Source organism: Mycobacterium sp. SA01, from assembly GCF_041287105.1.
Lineage (GTDB): Bacteria > Actinomycetota > Actinomycetes > Mycobacteriales > Mycobacteriaceae > Mycobacterium.
In genome coordinates this window covers 183,719-208,017 of record NZ_JBGGNO010000017.1, presented here as the reverse complement: position 1 = coordinate 208,017, position 24,299 = coordinate 183,719, and the positions used below count along the sequence as shown (strand labels likewise).

Annotated in this window: 20 protein-coding genes; 13 read left to right on the top strand and 7 right to left on the bottom strand. The window is 66.3% G+C overall.

What is annotated here, in order from left to right:
* Positions 1-26 precede the first annotated feature (26 nt).
* The 9 genes from AB4879_RS11100 (at position 27) to AB4879_RS11060 (ending at position 10,509) form a co-directional block, all read left to right on the top strand.
* Positions 27-869, top strand: coding sequence for an enoyl-CoA hydratase (locus AB4879_RS11100; RefSeq protein WP_370507629.1), 843 nt, complete (start codon positions 27-29; stop codon positions 867-869).
* Between the two features lie 13 nt (positions 870-882).
* Positions 883-2,091, top strand: coding sequence for an amidohydrolase family protein (locus AB4879_RS11095; protein ID WP_370507628.1), 1,209 nt, complete (start codon positions 883-885; stop codon positions 2,089-2,091).
* A 3-nt stretch (positions 2,092-2,094) separates the two neighbouring features.
* Entirely contained in the window at positions 2,095-3,705 is a 1,611-nt protein-coding gene (locus AB4879_RS11090; RefSeq protein ID WP_370507627.1) for an acyl-CoA synthetase, read from the top strand.
* A complete protein-coding gene (locus tag AB4879_RS11085) occupies positions 3,702-4,529 on the top strand; it encodes an amidohydrolase family protein (protein WP_102808263.1) in 828 nt (275 codons plus the stop codon). Before AB4879_RS11090 ends, AB4879_RS11085 begins: the two co-directional genes overlap by 4 nt.
* Entirely contained in the window at positions 4,530-5,576 is a 1,047-nt protein-coding gene (locus AB4879_RS11080) for an acyl-CoA dehydrogenase family protein (RefSeq protein ID WP_370507626.1), read from the top strand.
* 7 nt (positions 5,577-5,583) lie between these two features.
* Positions 5,584-6,783, top strand: coding sequence for an acyl-CoA dehydrogenase family protein (locus tag AB4879_RS11075; RefSeq protein WP_370507625.1), 1,200 nt, complete (start codon positions 5,584-5,586; stop codon positions 6,781-6,783).
* Positions 6,780-8,018: an amidohydrolase family protein gene (locus AB4879_RS11070; protein ID WP_370507624.1), complete on the top strand. Its 1,239-nt coding sequence runs from the start codon at positions 6,780-6,782 to the stop codon at positions 8,016-8,018. Before AB4879_RS11075 ends, AB4879_RS11070 begins: the two co-directional genes overlap by 4 nt.
* 107 nt (positions 8,019-8,125) lie before the next feature.
* Positions 8,126-9,307: an acyl-CoA dehydrogenase family protein gene (locus AB4879_RS11065; RefSeq protein WP_370507623.1), complete on the top strand. Its 1,182-nt coding sequence runs from the start codon at positions 8,126-8,128 to the stop codon at positions 9,305-9,307.
* Positions 9,304-10,509, top strand: coding sequence for a cytochrome P450 (locus tag AB4879_RS11060; protein WP_370507622.1), 1,206 nt, complete (start codon positions 9,304-9,306; stop codon positions 10,507-10,509). Before AB4879_RS11065 ends, AB4879_RS11060 begins: the two co-directional genes overlap by 4 nt.
* On the opposite strand, the gene AB4879_RS11055 is transcribed toward AB4879_RS11060, so the two are convergent.
* Complete coding sequence (locus AB4879_RS11055) at positions 10,510-11,691, bottom strand: CaiB/BaiF CoA transferase family protein (RefSeq protein ID WP_370507621.1); 1,182 nt, start codon at positions 11,689-11,691, stop codon at positions 10,510-10,512.
* A gap of 4 nt (positions 11,692-11,695) precedes the next feature.
* Positions 11,696-12,841: a thiolase family protein gene (locus AB4879_RS11050; RefSeq protein WP_370507620.1), complete on the bottom strand. Its 1,146-nt coding sequence runs from the start codon at positions 12,839-12,841 to the stop codon at positions 11,696-11,698.
* Between the two features lie 68 nt (positions 12,842-12,909).
* On the opposite strand from AB4879_RS11050, the gene AB4879_RS11045 reads away from it, so the two are divergent.
* Positions 12,910-15,096 carry a molybdopterin-dependent oxidoreductase gene (locus AB4879_RS11045; protein ID WP_370507619.1) on the top strand — a complete coding sequence of 729 codons (2,187 nt, stop codon included), beginning with the start codon at positions 12,910-12,912 and terminating at the stop codon, positions 15,094-15,096.
* Here AB4879_RS11045 and AB4879_RS11040 read toward each other — a convergent pair.
* Positions 15,093-16,304 (bottom strand): CaiB/BaiF CoA transferase family protein, encoded by a 1,212-nt coding sequence (locus AB4879_RS11040; protein ID WP_370507883.1) that lies wholly within the window; start codon positions 16,302-16,304, stop codon positions 15,093-15,095. The two genes, AB4879_RS11045 and AB4879_RS11040, sit on opposite strands and share 4 nt — an antisense overlap.
* A gap of 214 nt (positions 16,305-16,518) precedes the next feature.
* Here AB4879_RS11040 and AB4879_RS11035 point away from each other — a divergent pair, with 214 nt between their 5' ends.
* Entirely contained in the window at positions 16,519-17,982 is a 1,464-nt protein-coding gene (locus AB4879_RS11035; protein ID WP_370507882.1) for an aldehyde dehydrogenase family protein, read from the top strand.
* A gap of 11 nt (positions 17,983-17,993) precedes the next feature.
* Positions 17,994-18,842, top strand: coding sequence for a mycofactocin-coupled SDR family oxidoreductase (locus tag AB4879_RS11030; protein WP_370507618.1), 849 nt, complete (start codon positions 17,994-17,996; stop codon positions 18,840-18,842).
* Here AB4879_RS11030 and AB4879_RS11025 read toward each other — a convergent pair.
* Genes AB4879_RS11025 through AB4879_RS11010 form a run of 4 tightly spaced genes read right to left on the bottom strand, consistent with a single transcriptional unit; the run spans position 18,839 to position 22,591 of the window.
* Positions 18,839-20,041, bottom strand: coding sequence for a cytochrome P450 (locus AB4879_RS11025; RefSeq protein ID WP_370507617.1), 1,203 nt, complete (start codon positions 20,039-20,041; stop codon positions 18,839-18,841). The genes AB4879_RS11030 and AB4879_RS11025 overlap by 4 nt on opposite strands.
* Positions 20,041-20,649, bottom strand: coding sequence for a cysteine hydrolase (locus AB4879_RS11020; protein WP_370507616.1), 609 nt, complete (start codon positions 20,647-20,649; stop codon positions 20,041-20,043). The genes AB4879_RS11025 and AB4879_RS11020 overlap by 1 nt, the downstream gene beginning before the upstream one ends.
* The gene (locus AB4879_RS11015) at positions 20,646-21,647 is read right to left on the bottom strand and encodes an aromatic ring-hydroxylating dioxygenase subunit alpha (protein WP_370507615.1); all 1,002 of its coding nucleotides are present in this window, start codon (positions 21,645-21,647) and stop codon (positions 20,646-20,648) included. The genes AB4879_RS11020 and AB4879_RS11015 overlap by 4 nt, the downstream gene beginning before the upstream one ends.
* On the bottom strand, positions 21,644-22,591 hold the full coding sequence (locus AB4879_RS11010) for a TIGR03619 family F420-dependent LLM class oxidoreductase (RefSeq protein WP_370507614.1): 948 nt from the start codon (positions 22,589-22,591) through the stop codon (positions 21,644-21,646). The genes AB4879_RS11015 and AB4879_RS11010 overlap by 4 nt, the downstream gene beginning before the upstream one ends.
* A gap of 97 nt (positions 22,592-22,688) precedes the next feature.
* Between AB4879_RS11010 and AB4879_RS11005 the strand changes: the two genes are divergently transcribed.
* Positions 22,689-24,299: a flavin-containing monooxygenase gene (locus tag AB4879_RS11005; protein WP_370507613.1), complete on the top strand. Its 1,611-nt coding sequence runs from the start codon at positions 22,689-22,691 to the stop codon at positions 24,297-24,299.

Below are 24,299 nucleotides of genomic sequence, written 5' to 3'. Positions count from 1 at the left end.
CGCGCCATTCTTGGAGGTACCGGTAGGTGACCGACACCCACGCTGATCTCACCGCGAATTCCGCTGCGGCCGAGCCGGTTCTGTACGAGGTTCTCGACAGCGGGGTCGCGGTCCTGACGTTCAACCGTCCGGAGCGGATGAACGGCTGGGGCGGTGGGCTGGCCGCCGGGTTCTACGCGGGCATGGACGCCGCCGACGCCGACCCCGATGTCCGCGCGATCGTCGTCACGGGCAGCGGGCGGGCGTTCTGCGCCGGGGCCGACATGGGCGACCTGTCGTCGATCAGTTCGGCCAGCGTCGACACCGCCGGCGAAGCCGACCTGACCAAGATGGTGGGGGAGCGGCACCCGCTGTTCGTCACGACCGTGCGCAAGCCGGTCATCGCCGCGATCAACGGTGCCTGCGCCGGCATCGGGCTGACCCAGGCGCTGATGTGCGATATCCGATTCGCCGCTGCCGGGGCGAAATTCACCACCTCGTTCGTCCGCCGCGGGCTGATCGCCGAGTACGGAATCTCGTGGATCCTGCCCAAAGTGGTCGGCTGGGGTGCGGCGCTCGATCTGCTGATGAGCGGCCGGGTGTTCTACGCCGAGGAGGCGTTCGAACTCGGCATGGTCAAAGAAGTCGTCGCACCCGACGAGTTGCTCGGCCGCGCAATCGAATACGCGGAAGACATCGCGGCCAACTGCGCGCCGAGTTCACTGGCCGTGATCAAGCGTCAGGTTTACGGCGACGCGCTGCGCGAGGCCGCCGACGCCAGCGGTCGGGCCGAGGCGCTGATGCACGAATCCATGCAACGCCCCGATTTCATCGAGGGCATCACCGCGTTCTTCGAGAAGCGGCCGCCGAACTTCCCGCCCCTGACGTGAGAGGACGACACCGATGACTCTGGACTACCAGGCGATTGACGTCGACAACCACTATTACGAGCCGACCGATTCGTTCACCCGGCATCTGCCCAAGGAGTTCAAGCGCCGTGGCGTGCAGATGCTCACCGAGGGCAAGCGCACCTTCGCCGTCATGGGTGGCGTCGTCAACCAGTTCATCCCGAACCCGACATTCGACCCGATCATCGAGCCGGGCTGCCTGGACTTGCTGTTCCGTGGTGAGATCCCCGACGGCGTCGATCCGGGGTCGCTGATGAAGGTGGACCGGTTGGCCGATCACCCCGAGTACCAGAACCGGGACGCGCGGGTGAAGATCCTGGACAAGCAAAACCTCGAAACCGTATTCATGCTGCCGACGTTCGCGTGCGGGGTCGAAGAAGCGCTCAAGCGCGACATCGAGGCGACGATGGCCTCGGTGCATGCCTTCAACCTGTGGCTCGACGAGGACTGGGGCTTCGACCGGCCCGACCATCGGTTCCTCTCGGCGCCGATCATCTCGCTGGCCGACCCGGACGCCGCGGTGGCCGAGGTCGAGTTCGTGCTCGGCCGAGGCGCCAAGATCGTCTGCGTGCGGCCGGCGCCGGTGCCGGGCCGGGTCAAGCCGCGCTCGCTCGGCGATCCGCTGCACGACCCGGTGTGGGCCCGGCTCGCCGAAGCCGGCGTGCCGGTGGTGTTCCACCTGTCCGACAGTGGCTACCTGGCGATTTCGGCGCTGTGGGGTGGCACCGGGACCTTCGAAGGGTTCGGTAAGCGGGATCCGCTCGACAACGTGCTGCTCGACGACCGCGCCATCCACGACTCGATGGCGTCGATGATCGTGCACCAGGTCTTCACCCGGCACCCCAAGCTCAAGGTGGCGAGCATCGAGAACGGCTCCTACTTCGTCTACCGCTTGATCAAGCGGCTGAAGAAAGCCGCCAACACCGCGCCCTACCACTTCAAGGAAGACCCCGTCGCGCAGTTGACGAACAACGTCTGGATCGCCCCGTACTACGAGGACGACGTGAAACTGTTGGCTGACACGATCGGTGTCGAGAAGATCCTCTTCGGCTCGGACTGGCCGCACGGCGAAGGGCTGGCCGATCCGATGAGCTTCACCGCCGACATCCCGCAGTTCCCGGAGTTCAGTGCCGAAGACACCCGGAAGGTGATGCGGGACAACGCACTCGACTTGCTCGGTGTCTCCGTGTCGTCGGCGGTCTGAGTCGTGCCCGAATGGACGATCGGCGCGGTGCTCGACGCGATTGCCGAGGTCATTCCAGACCGGCCGATGACGATCTGCGGCGAGCGCACCAGCACCTTCGCCGACACGGCCGACCGCACGCGCCGCCTGGCGAACTTTTTGGCAGGCAGGGGATTCGGCGCGCACCGCGAACGGTCCGCCCTGCAGAACTGGGAGTGCGGCCAGGACCGGGTCGCGCTGATCATGCACAACGACCTCTACCCGGACATGGTCATCGGCTGTCTCAAAGGCCGGGTCGTACCCGTCAATGTCAACCACCACTACACCCCACGCGAAGTCGCCGAGCTACTGGACTACGTCAAGCCCCGCGGCGTGATCTACCACCGCTCGCTGGGCGCCAAGTTCGCCGACGTGCTGCCTCCGGAGAGCGCCGAGCTGCTGATCTCGATCGACGACGGCAGTGAAGGGCCCAACCTGCCCGGCGCGATCGACTTGAATGATGCTCTGGCGCAGGGGGATCAGGACGCCGACATCACCCCCTCCCCAGACGATGTGCTGATGATCTGCACGGGCGGCACCACGGGCCGGCCGAAAGGGGTGATGTGGCGGCAAGCCGACACCTATGCCATCTCGATGAACGGTGCCGATCACGAGTCGGTCGGCGAAATCCACGACAAACTCGGCACGCCCGGTGCGCCGTGGTTCGCGGTGTCACCGCTGATGCACGCGGCCGGGATGTGGACGGCGTTCGCCGGCGTGCTGAACGGTCAGACCGTGGTGCTCTACGACTCCCCGAAGTTCGATCCGCAACGGGTGCTGTCGACCGCTCAGCGGCACAAGGTCGGCATGATGACGATGGTCGGCGACGCATACGCCGCCCCCCTGGTCGAGGAACTGCGCAGCGGCGACTACGACCTGTCCTCGTTGTTCGCGTTGGCGACCGGGGGAGCGGCGACCAACCTCAAGCACCAGCATGCCCTGCTGGAGCTGCTGCCCGACATCATCCTGATCAACGGCTACGGATCGTCGGAAACCGGAAACGTCGGGTTCGGGCGCAGCATGCGCGGCGACCACAAGGACACCTTCGAATTGCGCGACGGCGCATTGGTTCTCGCTGAGGACTACAGCCGTTTCCTCGACGCCGGCGAAGACGAGGTCGGCTGGGTGGCCCGCGCGGGCCGGATCCCCCTGGGTTACTTCGACGACGCCGAGGCCACCCGCAAGACTTTCCCCGAGGTCGACGGAGCTCGGGTGGTGATCTCCGGGGACCGCGGCTCGCTGGCGCCGGACGGAACGCTGCGCCTGTTCGGCCGGGACTCACTGGTGGTCAACACCGGCGGGGAGAAGGTCTTCGTCGAGGAAGTCGAAGAGGTGCTGCGCGCGCACCCCGAGGTCGCCGATGCCCTGGTGGTGGGACGGCCCAGCGACCGGTGGGGTCAGGAGCTCGTCGCGTTGATCGCGCTGCGTGCTGACGTGGCACACGACGCACTGCACGAGCACTGCACATCGCAGCTCGCGCGCTACAAGGCGCCAAAGGAGTTCATCGTCGTCGACCAGGTCAGGCGCCTGGGCAACGGCAAGGCCGATTATCGATGGGCCAAAGAGACTGCCAACAGCAAGGTTTCGCTGTCATGACACGCAAGGTGATAGACGGTCTGGTCAACGTCCACTTCGGTGAGGCCGAGCAGCAGCCGGGCTGGATGCTCAAGGTCCGTGACGACTATTTCAAGGGTCCGCAGTCGATGTTCGCCCCGGTGGACATGGCCGAGTTGCTCGACGAGATGGACACCCAGGGTGTGCAGAAGGCCGTCCTGATGGACAACATCGTCAAGCCGTCCGTCACCGCGCGCAAGTTCGCCGAAACGCGCCCGGACCGCTTCGCACTGGCGATGGGGGGCTTCAACCTGCTCAGGCCGATGCCCACCTTGCGGGAGCTGACCGCGGTCGTCGCCGACCTGCCTGTTGTGTATGCCGCTGTGGGGCCGAGCTTCTGGGGTGACGCGCAGTATCCGCCCAGCGACGCCGTCTACTACCCGCTGTACACCAAGTGCGCGGAGCTGGAGCTGCCGCTGTGTCTGAATACCGGACTGCCCGGCCCGCCGATTCCCGGTGAGGTGCAGAATCCGATCCATCTGGACCGGGTGTGTGTGCGGTTCCCGGAATTGCGGCTGTGCATGATCCACGGCGCCGACCCCTGGTGGGACGTCGCAATCCGGTTGATGATCAAGTACGAGAATTTGCGGCTGATGACCTCGGCGTGGTCACCGAAACGATTGCCGGACAGCTTACTTCACTACATGCGCACCCGCGGACCGAACAAGGTGATGTTCGGCTCCGACTGGCCGGTGCTCAGAATGCACCGCGTGGTACCGGAAGCCGAGGCGCTGGAGTTACCGCCGGAAGTCCTCGACAACTATCTGTACAACAATGCCAACGATTTCTTCTTCAGGGAGCGCTGAATGGACCGCTACGAACTGCGCAGGCTCGACTACAGCCTCTCCGAGGACCACACCGATCTGCAGACCGCCTATCGGCAGTTCTTCAAAACCCACAGCACGATCGAGACGGTGCGTGCCGCCGAGGCCACCGGCTTCGACAAGAGTCTGTGGGAACGGTTGTGCGCCATGGGCGCAACGACCATGGCCGTCCCGGAATTGGCCGGTGGCGACGGTGCCACGCTGGTGGACCTGACCTTGGTGGCCGAGGAACTCGGGCGATACATCGCGCCGGTGCCGTGGATCGACCACGTCTGCGCTGCCCGTCTGCTGGCCGGCTTGGGCGCGCTTACCGATGAGGTGATGAGCGGCACCCAGATCGTCGGCCTGGACGCCTCGCTGGACAGTTCCTCGGGGGTGCGGCTCATCCCGACCGGGTCGATCGCCGACCACATCATCATCCGGGACGGCGCACAAGGTGAAGACGTCGTTCTCCTCTCGTTCGGTACGCGTCCGGCCAAAGTCGACAACATCGGCCGGCTCCCGATGGCCTGGGTCGATCCGGCGGCCGCCGACAGCCGCACGGTGCTGGGCAGTGGGCCGGCCGCGCTCGCCGAATATGCTCGGGCGCTGGATGAATGGCGGCTGTTGACGGCATCCGCGCTTGTCGGCTTGGTCGAGGAGACCATGACCATCGCCGCCGAGTTCGCCAAGTCTCGCTACACCCTGGGCGTCCCGATCGCCACGCTGCAGGCCATCTCGCACCCGTTGGCCAACATGGTGATCACCGTCGAAGGCGGCCGCAACCTGGCCCGCCGCGCCGCATGGTTCCTCGACAACGAGCCGCACGCGCGTCCCGAGTTGGCGCCGTCGGCGTTCGTGTTCATGGCCGAAGAGGCGGCCAAGGCGGCGACGATGGCCGTGCACATCCAGGGTGGCCTCGGGGTGTCCTCGGAGGCGGCCGCGACCGCGTACCTGGTGCGGGCCAGGGGCTGGCCGCTGGCCGGTGGTGATCCCGGCGCAAGCGCCAAGCAGATCGGGCGCCTGCTGGCAGACCGCGAAACCGCATAGGGCAGTCATGGATTTCTCACGCGTAGAGCTGACCGGCGAGGACCAACGGTTCCTCGACGAGGTCCGTGACTTCCTGACAACCCACATCACCGACGAGGTGATCCGGCACGACCGGGAGACCGGCGACAACTTCCACGAGGGTGTGCACCTGGCACTGGGCGCGGCCGGATACCTCGAGGCCGAGTGGAAAGCAGAATCCGAGGGCGGCTTCACTCGGGTTCGCCGCCGGATCTGGGAACTGGAGAAGCGCCGGTTCGCGGTCCCGTGGGTGACCTGGGGGACCACGTCGATGGTGGCACGGTCGGTCGACACGTTCGGCTCCGAGGAACTCAAAGCCGAAGTCTTGCCAGGGGTTTTCAGCGGGCACGTCCGGCTGTGTCTGGGCTATACCGAGCCCGAGGGCGGTTCGGATGTCGCCACCTGCAAAACCCGCGCGGTTCGGGAAGCGGATGGGTCGAGCTGGATCATAACTGGCTCCAAGATGTTCACCACCGGTGCGCACAACTGCCAGTACGTCTTCCTGATCACCAACACCGATCCCGATGCGCCGAAGCACAAGAGCCTCACCATGTTTCTCGTTCCGCTTGACCTGCCCGGCATCGAGATCCAGGGTCTGCGCACCGTCGACGGTGACCGGACGAACATCGTCTATTACAGCGACGTCCGGGTCGACGACAAGTACCGCCTCGGCGAGGTCAACGGCGGCTGGACGGTCCTGCGCGAACCGCTCAACGTCGAGCACGGGGCGGTGGCCGCCGCCGCCGACGGCCTGGCGGATGTGTCGATCATGATGCACCAGGCGAACTTCATGGCCACCGCAGTCGACAAGGCGGCCGCCGCCGTCGGCCGGTCCGACCCCAACGGGCGGCGTGCGGTCGACGACGGTGCGGTGTCGTACCGACTGGGGCGTAGCGCGGCCCGGATGGAGGCCGCCCTGAGTTCGCCGAGTCTCTACGGCCGGGTTGCGATCGCACAGACCATGCGCGATATCTCACCTGACCTGATGGACATTCTCGGTGCCGCGGCGGCACTCCCGGTGGAGACCGACGGCGCTGCCGACGACGGGGCGTCGGAGTACGTGTACCGCTTCGCGCCGCTGTCCGGAATCTACGGCGGCACGCTGGAGGTCTTCCGCAACATGATCGGCCAATACGTGCTGGGGCTGGGCAAGCCCGCGTATGCACCTGCACCGAAGAAGGTGTCATGACCGGAGCGCAGCGGCGCGACGTACCGATCTTCGACGCCGATCAGCACATGTACGAGACACCCGAGGCGCTCACCCGGTACCTGCCTGAGCGCTATCGCTATGCGGTGCAGTACGCGCAAATGGGCAAGCAGACCAGGCTGGTGATCAACTCCCGCGTCAGTGACTTCATCCCGAACCCGACGTTCGAACGGGTCGCCGCCCCCGGCGCGCACGAGAAGTTCTTCGCAGGCGAGAACACCGAAGGCCTGACGCTGCGCGAAATGCAAGGCCCCGCAATCGAAGCGCCGGCTGCCACCAGAAATCCGGCGGACCGGATCGCCGAACTCGACCGTCAGGGTGTCGTCGAGGCGCTGAACTATCCGACGCTGGCCAGCCTCGTCGAGCACTCGTCGGCCGACGACCCCGAGCTGACGCTGGCGATCATCCATGCGCTCAATCAGTGGATGGCCGAGCACTGGGGCTTTGCGTACGAGAACCGGGTGTTCTCCACGCCGATCATCAACCTCTCCGAAGTCGACGGTGCGCAATGCGAACTCGAGTACCTGCTGTCCGCCGGGGCCAAGGTTGCGTTGATCAAGCCGGGTCCGGTTCGCGGTGTGCACGGGTGGCGCTCACCGGCCCTGCCGGAGTTCGATCCGTTCTGGCGCGACGTCGAGGCGGCCGGCCTGCCGATCGTGCTGCACGCGAGTTACCCGCCGCTCGACGAGTACGTCGGTAAGTGGGAGCCGCCGCACACCCAGAACTTCATGGCGATGAGTGCGTTCCGGTGGATGGTGCTGGGCCACCGCGAGATCGCCGACATGATCACCAGCCTGATCTGTCACGGCACGCTGACCCGGTTCCCGAACCTGCGGATCGCCAGCGTCGAGAACGGCAGCTCATGGATCGTCCCGCTGTTCAACGACTTCGACGACCTGTACAAGAAGATGCCGCAGAACTTCCCCGAGCACCCGCACGACGTGTTCCGGCGCAACATCTGGGTCAGCCCGTTCTGGGAGGGCAGCGTCTCGGATGTGGTGAACACCGTCGGCTGGGACAAGGTGCTGTTCGGGTCGGACTACCCGCACCCGGAGGGACTGGCCGAGCCGCGCGGGTTCTGGAAGTACGCCGAAGGCATGGACGAACGCCGAACCTACGACTTCATGGGTGACAACGCCCGCCGGTTCATGGGTCTGCCGCTGGCCAACCCGGACCCCGCCGCCGTCAACCCGCCGGAGCTGGCCGTGCCGTCCTAGCGCCCCCACTGCCGTGAGCCTGTAGTTATCGCGACCGCCACTCGAACTTCCGTCCGGTAACTACAGCCTCGGTGACGACGACCGCCGATAGCGATACAGGAGTTGCCATGGACTTCACCGAAGTCGAGCTGACCGCCGACGATGTGGGCTTCCAGCGCGAGCTGCGGGCGTTCCTGGCCGAATTGGTGACCGACGAGGTGCGTCTGCGGGACCGCCAGACGGGGGACAATTTCGACGAGGGGGTGCACCTGGCCCTCGGTGCCAGAGGTTTCCTGGAAAAGGAATACCGGACGGGATCCGACGGCGGCTTCACCCGCATTCAACGCCGTATCTGGGATCTCGAGCGTCGCCGGGCGCACGTGCCGTGGGTGACATGGGGGACCACCGTGATGGTGGCCAAGGCGGTCGCCGCGTTCGGCAAGCCGGAGCTGGTTGACGACGTGCTGCCGCGAGTCTTCGACGGCACGGCACGAATGTGTCTGGGTTACACCGAACCTGAGGGTGGGTCGGACGTGGCCACCTGCAAGACCCGCGCCGTCCGGGACGGCGACCAGTGGGTGATCAACGGTTCGAAGATGTTCACCACCGGCGCACACAACTGCCAATACGTGTTCCTGCTGACCAACAGCGATCCGACAGCGCCGAAACACAAGAGCCTGAGCATGTTTCTGGTGCCGCTGGACACCCCGGGCATCGAGGTCCAGGGCATCCGAACCGTCGACGGCGACCGCACGAACATCGTGTACTACACCGACGTCCGGGTCGACGAGAAGTATCTGCTCGGCGAAGCCAACGGGGGCTGGACGGTACTGCGCGGACCGCTCGACGCCGAACACGGGGCCGCGCCGACGGAAGCAGACGGACTCTCCGACGTGTCGATCATGGCTCATCAAGCCGGGGTGATGGCCGCCGCCGTCGATGCCGTTGCCGCCCGGGTCGGGCAGGTCGACGCCGCCGGGCGACGGATGGTGGACGACGGCGCGGTCGCCTACCGGCTCGGCCGCAGCGCCGCGCGGCTGGAGGCATCCCTGTCCACGCCAAGCATTTTCGGGCGGGTGGCGCAAGCCCAGACGATGCGCGACATCGCACCGGACCTGATGGATCTGGCCGGTGCCGCCTCGGTGTTGCCGGTGGACACCGATGGGGCGGCCGACAACGGTGCTTCTGAATATGCCTTCCGGTTCGCGCCGTTGTTCGGGATCTACGGCGGCACGCTCGAGGTGTTCCGCAACATGATCGCGCAGCACGTGCTCGGGCTCGGCAAGCCCAACTATTCGCCGCCACGATGACGACGACATCGGTCGTCTTCGACCCGTTCTCGGAAGACTTCTTCGTCAGCCCGTACGAGACGTATCGCCGGATGCGCGACGATGCCCCGGTCTACTACAGCCAGGAATACGACTTTTACGCGCTGACCCGCCACGACGACGTCGCCGCGGCATTCAAGGACTACGAAACCTATTCGTCGGCATACGGTGTCGATCTCGGCCAGGTCCGCAAGGGCGAGGTGACCAAGCACGGGTCGATCATCGCGATGGATCCGCCCGCCCACCGGCGGATGCGCAGCCTGCTCAACAAGGTGTTCACCCCCCGGGCGATCGAAGCGCAGCGCGCCCTGGTCACCGATTTGGTCGACAAGCATCTGTCGGCTGTCGATCCTTCGGGATTCGACTTCGTCCAGGGCTTCTCGGCGTTGTTCCCGGTCGAGGTCATGACCACCATGCAGGGTGTGCCCGCTGAGGACCGCCAGCAGATCAGGCTCTGGATCGACGAACTGCTGCACCGCGAGAGCGGCGATGTCGAAATGACCGAGGCCGGCCAGAAGGCTGCCGTGGACATGGCGATCTACTACTTCCGGCTGATCAAGAAGCGGCGCGAGGAGCTCGGCGACGACCTACTGAGCAAGCTGATCTGTGCCGAGATCGAGCGAGAAGACGGCCGGATGGAGCCGCTGGACAATATCGAGATCACCGAATTCGCAACGCTGTTGGGTGGTGCGGGCGCAGAGACCGTGACCAAGCTCATCGGCAACGCGGCCGTGGTCTTTGCGCAGAACCCCGACCAGTGGGAGCTGTTGCAGAGTGACCGGAGCAAGATCCCGCTGGCCGTCGAAGAACTGCTGCGCTTCGAAGCACCGGCCCAGTACAACGTGCGCTGCTCGCTGCGTGAGGTCACGGTGCATGGCGTGACGATCCCGGCCGGCAAGCCGGTCTTCCTGGTCGGCGGATCAGCCAACCGCGACCCGCGGGCGTGGACCGAGCCGGACCGATTCCATATCGACCGGGACCGGACGCAAGCGCAGAATCTCGGGCTGGGCTACGGAATTCACAGCTGCCTCGGTGCGGCCCTGGCCCGGCTGGAAAGCGCCATCGCGCTGGACAAGATGCTCGACTTCATGCCCCGCTTCGAGGTGGACTTCGACGGCTGCAAGCGGGTCAACATGCAGAACGTGGCGGGCTGGAGCAACGTGCCGGTGCGGGTGCTCACCTGACTAGATGATGCCGTCCTGGCGCAGGCTTGCGATCGTGGATGTGTCGTAACCGATTTCGGCCAGCACCTCATCGGTGTGTTCACCGAGCAACGGTGCGCGCCGGCGGATGGAGCCGGGCGTGGCCGACAGTCGGAACGGTGTCTCGATAAGCGGCACGGGTCGCGATGCGCCGGGAAACGGCACCCGCTTGAGATATCCCATCGCCTCCACGTGTGGGTCGTCGAGAACTTCCTGCGGCGAATTCACGGGTGCAGCCGGTAGTTTCGCCGCTTCCAACGCGGTGAGCACCTCAGCCCTGGTCTTGCCTGCACACCACTGCTGCATCAGATCGTTGAGGACATCGCCGTTCTGCCAGCGTGCGTCGTCGTCGGCGAATCGCGGATCGTCAAACAGCTCCTCTCGGCCGATCAGCCGGCACCACCGCTTGAACATCGGCTGGCCGGCGATCTGCAGCAGGACCCAACCGTCGGTGACTTCGTACAGGTCGCACGGCGCGACCGAGGTGCCGCGGTTGGCGGCGCGGGGCTTGTCGACGCCCAGCAGCTCGCGCTCGATGAGGAAGGCGTTGGACAGCATCAACGCCGTGGGCAGCAGGGCTCCCTCCACATGCTGGCCCTCGCCGGTCTGGCTGCGGTGGTAGAGGGCCATCATCACACCGATGGTCAAGGTGAGTGCCGTGCCGAAGTCGGCCTGGGGGACGACCGTGCGGATCGGCAGCTCCGGCAGGCCCTGGCGGTAGACGGCGCCGGACATCACCTGGCCGGCCCCGTCGAATCCGATCCGGTCGCTGTAGGGGCCACCTTCGCCGTAGGCCGTTGCACTGGCCAGGATGATGTCGGGTTTGACCGCGCGCAGCGACTCGTAGTCCAGCCCGCTGGCCCGCATCCCGGCGGCCGGCATGTTGGCGATCACGATGTCGGAGCGGGCCACCAACCGCCGGGTGATGTCGGTGCCCTCCGGGGTCGTCGAATCGAGGGTCAGTGAGCGCTTGTTCCGGTTGCACTGCAGGAAGGTCGCGCCTTCACCCCCGCTGGTGACCGACTGCACCCAGCGGTCCTCGCCGCCTTCCCGCTTCTCGACGCGCAGGACGTCGGCGCCCATGTCGGCGAGAAGTGCACTGCACCAAGGCGCGGCAATGAACCTGCCGTAGTCCAACACCCGCACCCCGTCGAGAACGCCCATGGGTCTACCGCGTCAGGATCGTCGCTGCTGCGGTACCCGGCGCGCCGTAGAGCTGAGTGAAACCGACCTTGGGCTGACCGGGAACCTGCCGGTCGCCCGCCTCGCCGCGCAACTGCCGCACGATCTCGTGAATCTGTCGCAGTCCGGACGCGCCGATCGGCTCGCCGTTGGCGATCAGCCCGCCGTCGGTGTTGATCGGCATGGAACCGCCGATCTCGGTCTCGCCGTCGGCCAGCAGCCGGTCCTGGTCGCCGTCCGGGCAGAACCCGCACTCCGCCATGTGGATGATCTCCGCGCCGGCGTCGGTGTCCTGCAGTTGGATCACGTCGACGTCTTGCGGTGAGACACCGGCTTTTTCGAACGCGGCGCGGGCCGCGTGCACGGTCGGTGCCACGTCCTCGTCGACGGGGCCGAACGTGGTGTTGACCTCGTAGGCGCCGTAGCGGCGGGTGCGGACCTCGACCGCCTTGAGGTACACCGGCGTGGATGTGTAGCGGTGCGCGATGTCGGCGCGGCACATGACGACCGCGGCGGCGCCTTCGTCGGGTGCGCAGAACATGTACTGCCGCAGCGGGTAGTTCAACACCGGCGAGGCCATGATCTGCTCGATCGAGATCTCCTTGCGGCGGAATGCATTCGGGTTCAGCACACCATTGCGGAAGTTCTTGTTGGCCACCCGCGCCAGCGTCTCCTCCGAGATGCCGTGGTCGTGCAGGTAGCGGTTGGCTTTCATGCCGAAGAACTGCGTGGTGAGGTACTGGCCGTTCTCGGCGTACCAGCGCGGCATCCCGACCAGTGCCGGGTCCTCGGTGAAGGCGCCGCGCGGGTGCTTGTCCAGTCCGATTGCGATACCGATGTCGTAGTCGCCCAGCCGGATCCCGTCGGCGCACGCCTTGGCGGCGCTGGCCGCCGTCGCGCAGGCGTTGAAGACGTTGGTGAACGGGATCCCGGTCAGCCCGACCATACCGACGATCGCATCGGGGTTGGCCACCGTCCAGCTGCCGCCGGTGGCGAACTGGACGTCCTTCCATTCGATGCCGGCGTCGGCGACGGCGGCGAAGATCGCGTCGACGCCCATCGCCATCGCGGATTTTCCCTCGAACCGGCCGAAGGGGTGCAGGCCGACGCCGATGATGGCGACATCGTTCATCGATGGTCTTCCTCTCGGGATCCGCGGAGACGCGCAGGAACTGTAACACTTACAGTATCGTGTCCTACGTGGCTTCCACGATCGAGCACAAGACCACGTTCTGCCGGATCTGCGAGCCGCTGTGCGGCATGGTGGCCACCGTCGAGGACGGCAGGCTGACGGCGCTGCGCCCGGACAAGGACCACCCGCTCTCGGCCGGTTTCGCCTGCCAGAAGGGCATCGCTTTCACCGAGGTGCAGAACGATCCGGACCGGGTCACCACGCCGCTTCGCAAAGGCCCGGACGGCTACGAGCCGGTGAGCTGGGACGAGGCGCTCTCCGATATCGCGGCCCGTCTGACTCAGATCCTGAGCGCCCGCGGGGCGGGGGCGGTCGGTTGGTACATGGGCAACCCCGGTGCGTTCAGCTATGCGCACACCTTCGCGGCCCTGGGATTCATCAAGGGCCTCGGGCGCGGCGGGCACTACTTCACGGCGTCATCGCAGGACACCAACAGCAGGCTGATCGCCAGCCAGATGCTGTACGGGGCTCCGACGTCGGTGCCGATCCCCGATCTGACCCGAACCGACCTGCTGGTCATGATGGGCGCCAATCCCGTTGTGTCCCATGGCAGCTTCCTGACCGCGCCGCGGATCAAGGACCGCATGCACGACATCGTCAAGCGGGGCGGGCGTGTGGTCGTCGTCGACCCGCGCCGCACCGAGACGGCGGCGGCGTTCGAATGGCTTCCCATCGCGCCCGACACCGATTCCCTCCTGCTGATGTCGCTTCTGCAGGTGATGTTCGCCGAGCGTCTCGTCGACACCGCACGGGTGAACGCACAGGCCGACGGCCTCGACTGGCTGCAATCGCTGTGCGCGCCGTTCACCCCGGAGTTCACCGCGGCGCGCACCGGTATCGATGCCGACAGTGTCCGGTCGCTCGCCCGGGATCTCGTGCGCGAGCCGCGAGCGGCCGTCTACGGCAGGCTCGGTACGTGCGTCGGCCGGTACGGCACACTCACCACCTACCTGATCGATGCGGTGAATCTCGTTGCGGGAAACCTCGATACACCCGGCGGATCGGTGTTCAGCTCGATGGAGACCGTCGGCGGCCGCTGGCAGGCCACAATGATGGGTCTTGCGATGCGCCGCTCGTATCGCAACCGGTCGCGGATCGGCGGGATCCCCATCGCCGTCGCGATGGAACCGGCGGCGCTGATGGCCAAGGAGATCATGACGCCGGGCGACCGGCAGATCAGGGCGATGTTCGTCTCGGCGGGTAACCCGGTGCTGTCGGTGCCCAACGGCGACGAACTCGAGTCGGCCTTCGACTCCCTGGAATTGTCGGTAGCCCTTGACTTCTACGTCACCGAGACGACCGGCAGGTGTGACTACATCCTGCCCGTGACCACGATGTACGAACGCGACGATTTCCCCTACACGTTCCAGGCCTTCCAGGCCACCCCGTTCCGCCAGGCCACCGAGGCCGTCGTCGCGCCGGCGGGTGAGGCCCGAGCGGAGTGGGACATCGTCGAAGACCTCACGATCCGGATGGCGGGCGACGTGCGTGCGTTCGCCGCTCTGGGTGTGATGCGAAAACTGTTGGGCCGCTTCGGGGTCGCGCTGAAGCCGAGAATGATGATCGACGCGCTGATCCGGATGTCGCAGGGCGGTGACCGGTTCGGACTGCGCCGCGGCGGCCTGACGCATCGCCGCTTGACCGAGGAGCATCCGCACGGCGTGGTGGTGGCACCGCATATCCGCACCGGTGCGCTGCGCAATTCGGTGGCCTATTTGTCCCGCCGGGTCCGGCTGAAGCACGCCGGTATCGCCGCCGAAGTCGAGAAGCTCTCGCGGAGCGCTCATCCCGAGGGCTATCCGCTGCGGATGATCGGTATGCGCGAGCCGCGTTCGGAGAACTCGTGGATGCACAATTCGCCGCTGCTGATGCGGGGCGAGCGAGGGCAGCGGGCGCTCATCGGGGTCGACGACGCAGCCGAATCGGGCATCGCCGACGGGGATGTGGTGCGGGTGTCGTCGCCGTACGGCGAGATCACCGTCGAGGTGATGACCACCAAAGACCTGATGCCCGGCGTGATCGCCGTGCCGCACGGGTGGGGGCACACCGGCACCGGGACGTGGAAACTGGCGAATCGCGCAGGCGGGTCCAACGTCAACCGGTTGACGTCCAGTGCGCCCGAGGACGTCGAGTCGCTGTCCGGGATGGCCTGGCTGACCGGTGTCCCGGTTCGCGTGGAACGCGTGGCGGACTAGGCGATCGCGCCGGACTCCTTGAGCGCCTCGATGCGGTCCCAGTCGATGCCGATCTCCATCAGCACGATCTCGGTGTGCTCACTGGCCTGCGGTGCGCGGGTGGTCTCCAGGGCTTCGTGATTGAACTGGACCGGGCCGCGCACCACCTTGAACGGTGCCCCGCCGTCAGCGGCCTCCACCTCGACGATCATGTCGTTGGCGATTGCCTGCTCGTCGGAGGCCAGATCGACCAGACTCTGGAACGGCGCCCACTGGCCCTTCATTGTCTTGAGGTGCTGGCGCCAGTACTCGAACGGCTTGGCGGCGATCGCCGCGGTGATCAGTCGGACACCCTCTTCGGCGTTCTGGATCAGCGGCATCACGTCAGAGAACCGGGGGTCGTCGGCGAGTTCGGGCAGGCCGAGATGTTCCCAGGTGTCGCGGATGTAGCCGGTCGGGCTGACGATGCACAGGTTGATCGTGCCGCCGTCGGAGGTCAGGTAGTTGGCCATGAACGGGTTGACCGATGTCGTGGAGCCCGGCATCAGCGACCGCATGGTCTCCCCGGTCTCCATGCCCTGGGTGACGCTGGCGCCGGCCGCCCACCACGCGGTGCTCAGCAGCGACACATCGATCTCCACCGCCTCGCCCGTCCGCTCCCGGTGGAACAGCGCCGCCGAGATGCCGCCGGCGATGTTCATTCCGCCGATCGAGTCACCGAACGCCGGAATACCCTGCGGCAGAGCGCCTCCGAGCTCCTCCGGTGTGAGCGCATGGCCGACGCCACTGCGGGTCCAGAATGCGGTCCCGTCGAAGCCACCGACCAGGCGCTCGGGTCCCTTGTCGCCGTAGGCGCTGCCGCGGGCGTAGATGATGTTCGGGTTGACCGCGCGGATGTGCTCGACGTCGAACTTGTTCTTCTGGCGGGCCTGCGGCATGTAGTTGGTCAAGAAGACGTCGGCCGTCTTCGCGATCTCGTACAGCACCTCCTGGCCGTCGGGTGTAGAGACGTCGATGCCGACGCTGCGCTTGCCGCGGTTGGGATGCTCGATCAGCGGGTGCCGGTTCGGGTCGAGTTGAAAGCCGCCCATGTTGATGAAGCCGCGCTGAGTGTCGCCGCGGACCGGGTGCTCGACCTTGATGACGTCGGCGCCCCAGTCGGCGAGGATTGCGCCGGCCGCCGGAACGAACGTGAACTGCGCGACCTCCAGTACCCGGATGCCGTCCATCACCTTGATCAAGATCAATCCCTTTCGCCCGGCCGTGGTAACCACATTCTCACACCCGGACGCTGCGGGTCGAGGAATCGGCCCCACACTGCTGCAGATAATTACTGTAACCTTTACCGTTGACCGTCCGAGAACAGAAGGTGGTGCGTCGGTGGGCCAGCAGGGTACGAGCGTCGAGCTGGGCTTGCGGGCCGCGAAGCGGGCCGAACCGCGGATGCTCATCGACGGGCAACTTGCTGCGGCCGCCGACGGCGCCGAGTTCGACAACATCAGTCCGGCGACCGGCCGGGTACTGGGGGTGACCACCGCCGCCGGGCCCGCCGATATGGACCGCGCTATTGCCGCGGCCAGTCGGGCATTCGACGACACCGACTGGTCCACCAACCGAGCACTACGCAAGCGGTGCATGGCCCAGCTGCAGGCCGCGCTGGAGTCCGAGAAGGAAGACCTCCGCGAGGAGCTGGTCGCGGAGGTCGGCTGCCCGGTGATGTCGACCGGCGACGCTCAACTGGAGTGGCCGCTGACCGACTCGCTCCGGTATCCGGCCCGGCTGATCGACGAATTCGACTGGGAGCGAACCCTCGACGGCGGCGGCCTGTTCGGGGAGCGCAACGTGCGCACCGTCGTCAAGGAACCGGTCGGCGTCGTCGCCGCCATCACGCCGTCCAACTATCCGATTGAGGTCATCCTCAACAAGCTCGGTCCCGCGCTGGCCACCGGCAACACCGTGGTGCTCAAGCCCGATCCCAACACCCCGTGGAACGCCACCCGCATCGGTCGCCTCGTTGCCGAGCACACCGACATTCCGCCCGGCGTCCTGAACGTCGTGCCCACCCCGTCCAACGAGGTTGCCGGGCTACTGGCCACCGACCCTCGGGTGGACATGGTCTCGTTCACCGGATCCACCGCGGTCGGCAAGCAGTTGATGCGCGACGGCGCCGAGACCATGAAGCGCACGTTCCTGGAACTGGGCGGCAAGTCGGCGCTGATCGTGCTCGACGACGCCAACCCGGCGCACATCATCGGCAGCGCGGTCGGGGTATGCGTGCATGCCGGGCAGGCCTGCGCGCTCACCACGCGGTTGGTGATCCATGAATCGCTCTACCCCGAGGCGCTCGCCGCGATCACCGCGGCTTTTCAGGCGGTGCCGGTCGGTGACCCGGCGCTGCCCAGCACGTTCGTCGGCCCTCTCGTCAGCGCCAAGCAGAAGCAGCGGGTGCTCGACGCATGCGATCAGGCTCGTCGCGACGGCGCCGAAATCGTCGTCGGCGGAGGCGGTGTCGACGATCTACCGGACCACCTCGTCGGTGGGCACTTCGTCGCACCCACGGTGATCATCGGTGCCGACCCTCGGTCGGCGATTGCTCAGCAGGAGATCTTCGGTCCCGTCCTGGTGGTGCTGCCGTTCCGCGATGACGAGGAGGCGATCCGCATCGCCAACGACAGCGTCTACGGGTTGGCCGGCGCGGTGTTGTCGGGGTCGGTGGAGCGGGGCGCCGCCGTCGCGCGCCGGATCCGCACCGGCTCGATCGGTGTCAACGGCGGAATGTTCTACGGTGCCGACGCCCCGTTCGGGGGTTACAAGAACAGCGGCATCGGCCGCCAGTGCGGCATCGAGGGATTCCAGCAGTACTTGGAAACCAAGACTCTTGCGTTCCGCGCTCCACGCCAGTCATAGGAGGACGCCCAATGGGTAAGTTGGACAACAAGGTTGCCGTCGTCTCGGGGGCTGCGCGAGGACAGGGTCGGTCACACGCGATCGCCTTGGCCGCCGAGGGCGCGGACATCATCGTGCTGGACATCTGCTCCGACCTCGAGGGCAACACCTATCCGCTGTCGCGGCCCGAGGACCTCGACGAGACGGTTCTACTGGTGGAAAAGGAGGGCGCGCGGTGCTTCTCGGCGATCTGCGACGTCCGCGAACGAGGTGCGGTGTGGCAGACGATCGCCGAGGCCGTCGACGAGATGGGGCACCTCGACATCGTCGTCGCCAACGCCGGTATCTGCCCGATGGGTAAGCGGCAGACCCTGCAATCGTGGTCGGACACCATCGACACCGACCTGGTCGGGGTGTTCAACGTGATCCAGGCCAGCATGCCGCACCTCAACGACGGCGCATCGGTGATCGCGACCGGCTCGCTGGCGGCGCAACTGGGCAGCGCCACCAACCAGGGCCCGGGCGGGTCGGCCTACAGCCTGGCCAAACAAATGGTCGCCCATTACGTCAACGATCTATCAGTCCAGTTGGCCAAGAGGATGATTCGGGTCAACGCTGTGCACCCGACCAATGTCAACACCGACATGTTGCACAACGAGGGCATGTATCGGGTGTTCCGGCCCGACCTGGCGTCGCCGACCCGTGACGACGCCGAACTGTCGTTCCCCGCCATGCAGGCGATGCCGGTGCCCTACATCGAGCCGCACGACGTGTCGGCGGCTGTGGTGTTCCTGGCCAGTGACGACGCTCGTTACATCACCGGAACGCAGATGCGGATCGACGCAGGGGGATACGTCAAGACCAAGCCTTGGAAGGGCTAGCGAACCGCGGTGAAGGTCACCGGCAACGATGTCGGCGACCGGAACGGCTGGCCGTGGATGTGCGGATCGTCGTCGGTGATCAGCGTGATGTCGCCAAGCCGATCCAGCAAGGACTCCAACGCGACGCGGGTCTCCATCCGGGCCAGGTGCAGACCCATACAGGTGTGCTCGCCCGCCGCGAACGTGATGTGCGGGGTGTGTCTGCGGAAGATGTCGAATTCCTCCGGATCCGGCCAGCGATTCGCATCGCGGTTGGCCGAGCCCATGCACACGTCGATCACCGAACCGGCCGGTATCGCAACACCTTCCAGCTCGCTGTCCTCGGTGGCGAACCGCTGCACGGTGGTCAGCGGAGTCTCGTAACGCAGACCTTCTTCGATGGCCGGCGCCAGCAGCTCCCGGTTGGCGTGCACCGCCGCGAACTGCTCGGGATGGGTGAGCAACAGATAGAGCAGATTGCCCGACGACCGGTAGGTGGTTTCCAGCCCGGCCGGGAGAAGTAGTCGCAGGAACGAGTAGATCGCCTCGTCGGTCAGCTTCTCCCCGTCGATGTCCGCACTCACCAGATCGCCGATGATGTCGTCCGTCGGCTTGGACCGCCGCTTGTCGATCTGCTCGAGGAAGTAGTCCTTGAGCGCCGCCGACGCCTCGAATGCCTTCCGGTAGTCGACTGCATAGCTGATCAGCTGGACGGCGCGGCGCCGGAAGGTGGGCAGGTCTTCTTCGGGCAGACCCAGCAGCCGGGTGATGACGCGGGTGGGGAATTCGAAGGTGAATGCCCGCACCAGGTCGGTGTGCCCGTCGCGGATGAACTCATCGATCAAGCCGTTGACGATGGGGCGGACCACCTCAGGCTCCCAGCGCGCCAACGACTTCGACTTGAATGCCGCGGACACCAGATTGCGGTGATCCCAGTGGGCCCTGCCTTCCATCGCCAGCAACGACGGCCCGATGAACAGTCCGATGGTGGAGTCGTAGATGGAGGAGTTGAACACCCGCCCATCGCGCAGCACGGTGTTCACCGCGTCGAAGGACACCGCGGCATACTCTCGCCTCGGACGCAGCGACTCCGGAGTCTTCGAGTAGTCCATCACCGTGCCGCGGAAGATCCCCGGCCCGCGGCGCATCTCGGCGAAGAACGGATACGGATCGCGAAGATAGTTCGCGGGCAGCGGCGGCACGGCGGTGTCGGCGTCCATTACGTCTCCCAGGCCGCGATCAGTTGCTCGGTGGTGGTGATGGTCGCCAGCAAGGCCAGGGTGTTGTCGATGATGGCGGTGCCGTACTCGGCGGGTACCCCGGCGACCGCATCGCGCGGCAGCACAACGCGGTAGCCGGCGTTGACGGCGTCCATCACCAGATTGGGGATCGCCACGTTCAGTGACACCCCGACGGCGACGATAGTGGTCGCACCGAGATTGCGCAGGATCGCGTCGAGATCGGTCCCGCCCATCGGACCCAGGCCGTGCCACCGGCTCAGGACGAGATCGCCTGGTGCCGGCCCGAATTGCGGCAACAGCGTGGCACCGGGGCTGCCCGGCGCGATGTCCACCCCGCCGGCGCCGATCGCGAACAGCTTGGCATTGTGATTGGAGCCGAGTCCATCGGGCCGACGCTGTACCAGGCAGTGCACCACCGTCACCCCGGCCGTCCGTGCCGCGGGCAACAGGCGCGCGATGTTGGGTAGCGCCTCGCGTTCCGCTTCGCGGGCCAATGCTGCCAGTCCGGCATCGGGTCCGACGACGGCTCCCTGCAACTCCTGGGTGACGATGACGGTGTGGCCCGGGTCGACGAGCTCCGCCTTCATACCGGTGCCGCCGAGACGTCGTAGAACTGCTGAGCCCACTTACGCATCGCCATATAGGGTTTCGCGTCGACTTTCGCCAGGGCAGGGTGTTCGACGTACTTTTGGTAGCGCCAGATCTCGAGGTCGTCCCACACCGTGCCCAGGTACTGCTTTTCCACCCGTTCTCGGACGTCGTCGGGCGGAATGTCACTGGCGTCGCCGTCTTTTCGCGGCCACCAGATGGAATAGAACATATTGGACACCTCGTCGTCGACGGGCGTGCAGGCGAAGATCAGCCGGTGGTTCGACGAGCCCTCGAACGCACTGATGGCGAAACCCAGCCCGGAGAAGTGGCTGTGAATACGCAAGGCCATGGCGTTCGGATCGTCGCTGCGGGCATCGGGCCAGCCGGTGACGAACCGCCACTCTTCGTCGACTGCCTCCCACTCCAGGCAGACCGGAGTGACCGTGGCGTGGTGGACGTAGTGGAAATGCGAACTGTCCGGACCGTTTTCGGCAACGATTTGGGGATGCACCGGCTCGTTCTCCGCGAAGCGGGAGAACTCCGGATACGGGCGGTAGTAGGCGTCGGGGGCCGCGGTGAACTGCGGGAACTTGGCGAACATATCGGGCAGCTCCCACCGGGGTGGCTCACCGCCCGGGTGGTGCCACAGAAAGATGCAGCCGTGTTGCTCCTCGACGGGGTAGGTCCGTAGGTGCAGCCCCCTGTTGGGTCGCTCCGGCTGATAGGGGATGTAGGTGTTGGCGCCGTCGGGCCCCCAGCGCCAGCCGTGGAACGGACACTCGACGCAGTCGCCGACGACGGTACCGCCATGCCCGATGTGCGCGCCGAGGTGCTTGCAGTGACCTTCGAGCACGTGCAGTTCGCCGGCGGAGTCGCGATAGATCACCAGGTCCTCGCCGAAGTACCGCAGCGGTCGGACGTCACCGACGGCGTACTGCGCCGACCAGCCGATCATGAACCAGCCGGTGACTTTCCAAGTGAATGGCACCTTCACGCGGCACCTCCTCGAACCGGTGTACTGATCACGTCGCCTGCAATGACCACCTCGCCGAACGCGTCGATGTAGTCGAGCGCAGCTGCCGGGGTGGGAGCGTCGACGCGAGCGACCGCCCAGTTCGCGCCGTGGCCGGCGAGTTCACTCAGCGTGTCCTCCGCTTGGCGCCGCGAGGAGTTGTCGTCCAGGTCGATCCAGGGGCAGATGACTTGCACATCGAGCACCTCCGGATCCCGACCGGCGTCTGCCAAGGCTTGACGCAGCCGGCCGAGTCGGGCGCCGAACGCCGCGGCGTCCTCCAGCGCGGCCGTGCCGATCGCCGACGTCATGCCCGCGGGCACGATGAGCGGCATCCAGCCGCTGCCGTATTCGACGACACGGCGCACGGCGGCCGCGGTGTTGCCGCCGATCCAGATCGGTGGATGCGGGCGCTGCACCGGTGGCTGCAGCCACATCGGACCGGTTGCCGTGAATCCCCGCCCACTGACCGGTGTTTCGGGATCGGTCCAGATGGATCGCAGTGCGGCGAGTGCTTCGTCGAGCAGTCCGGCCCGGTCGTCGACCTCGACACCGAGCGCGGCGAACTCCGAGCGCAGGTACCCCGCGCCCACTCCGGCGATCAGCCGGCCGCCGGACAGGATATCCAGGCTGCCGAGCGCCTTGGCGGACAGATACGGGTTGCGAAAGGGCAGCACGAACAGGTTGGTCATCAGTCGGATCCGGCTGGTCACCCCGGCCATGAAGCTCAGCGCTGCGACGGGGTCCAAGGTGTTGTGCCCGCCGTTGCGGCGCCATTTCAGCGATGGTGCCGGATGTTCGGAGAGCGCAACCGCGGAGAAGCCTGCCGCTTCGGCTCTCGACACGACATCTCGGATCACGTCGGGGGAGAGGAAATCCGCGGGCGCGGTGGGTAGCTCGCTCGGATACTCCAGGGTGTACCGCATCGCCCACCTGAGGGTTTCGGGGAACCGCGATCAGGCCGGTTCCAATACTGTAATCATTACAGTAGCATCCGCTGTGCGGTTGGCGAAGGGTCAAATGATGGATAGTGCAGATGTGCTCGTGATCGGAGCCGGGTTCTCCGGTCTCTACATGCTGCACCGGTTGCGACAGCTCGGGATCCGGGCGCAGGTGCTGGAGAGAGCCGAAAAGATCGGCGGCACTTGGCTGTTCAACCGCTACCCGGGTGCACGCTGCGACATCGAGAGTATCGAGTACTCCTACAGCTTCTCCGAGGAGATCCAGCAGGAGTGGGTATGGACCGAGACCATGCCGGCCCAACCGGAGATCGAGGCCTACCTCAACTTCGTCGCCGACCGCCTTGACCTGCGCCGCGACATCCGGCTCGGCACCGACGTGACCGCGATGACGTTCGACGACGACAGTGCGAGGTGGACGCTGCACGCCGCCGACGGCGAGACGTTCGTGGCCCCCTTCGTCGTCGCAGCATCCGGCATCCTGTCGGTCCCGCTCGAGCCCGACATCCTGGGCATGGGCACCTTCGCCGGGGACTCGCTGTTCACCAGCCGGTGGCCGGCGGGCGGCTTCGACCTGTCCGGTAAGCGGGTCGGCGTCATCGGAACGGGTTCGACCGCCGTGCAGATGATCCCGGTGATCGCGCGGGAGGTCCAGCAGCTCTGCGTGTTTCAGCGATCGCCGGCATTCACGCTGCCGTGGGAGGTGCGGCGGTTCGAGGCCGGTGAACTCGACGAGATGAAGGCGAACTACGGCGAGATCCGGCAGGCGCAGCGCCAGCATCCGGTCGGTGCGGCACGACTCTCGGCGTTTTCGGTGCTGATCGACATGCTGGTCAGCCCGCCCATCAAGTCGGCCACCCGCGACGAGCAGGTGCGCGCCGTCGACGAGCGCGGCGTGATGGGGGCGCTCAACTGGGGTGACATTTTCTTCGATATCGAGGCCAACCGGATGGCCACCGCGCTGTACGGCGAGGCGATCGCCCGGATCGTCCACGATCCCGACACCGCCGCGGCGCTGGTCCCGAGTCACCCGTTCGGCTGCAAGCGGCCGATCATCGATCAGGGGTACTACCAGACCTATAACCGCGACAACGTGACGTTGGTGGACCTGCGCAAGCATCCGATCCGCACCATCACCCCGGGCGGTATCGACACCGCGGCCGGGCACTATGACCTCGATGTGATCATCTATGCCACCGGATTCGACGCGATGACAGGTGCACTGACCCGCATCGACGTTCGCGGCCGGGACGGTGTGCTGTTGCGGGACGTCTGGGCCGAGCATGGTCCGGTGTCCTACCTCGGGCTGGCGGTCGCCGGGTTCCCCAACCTGTTCACCGTTCAGGGACCGGGCAGCCCGGCGGCGGCGACGAACTTCGTCACCGCGCTCGAACAGCACGTCGAATGGATCGGCGACTGCATCGCCCACTTGAGGGCCAACGGTCACCGCACCATCGAGGCGACGCCGGAGGCGCAGCACGAGTGGATCGAGCACACCACATCCCTTGTGGCGGCGACGGTTCTGGTCCACCCGAGCTGCAATTCGTGGTACAACGGCGCCAACGTTCCCGGTAAGAAACGGATGTACATGGGCTACACGGCAGGCATTCCGGAGTACCGGCGCCGCTGCGACGAGATCGCCGGCGCGGGTTACGCCGGCTTCCTGCTGGCGTGA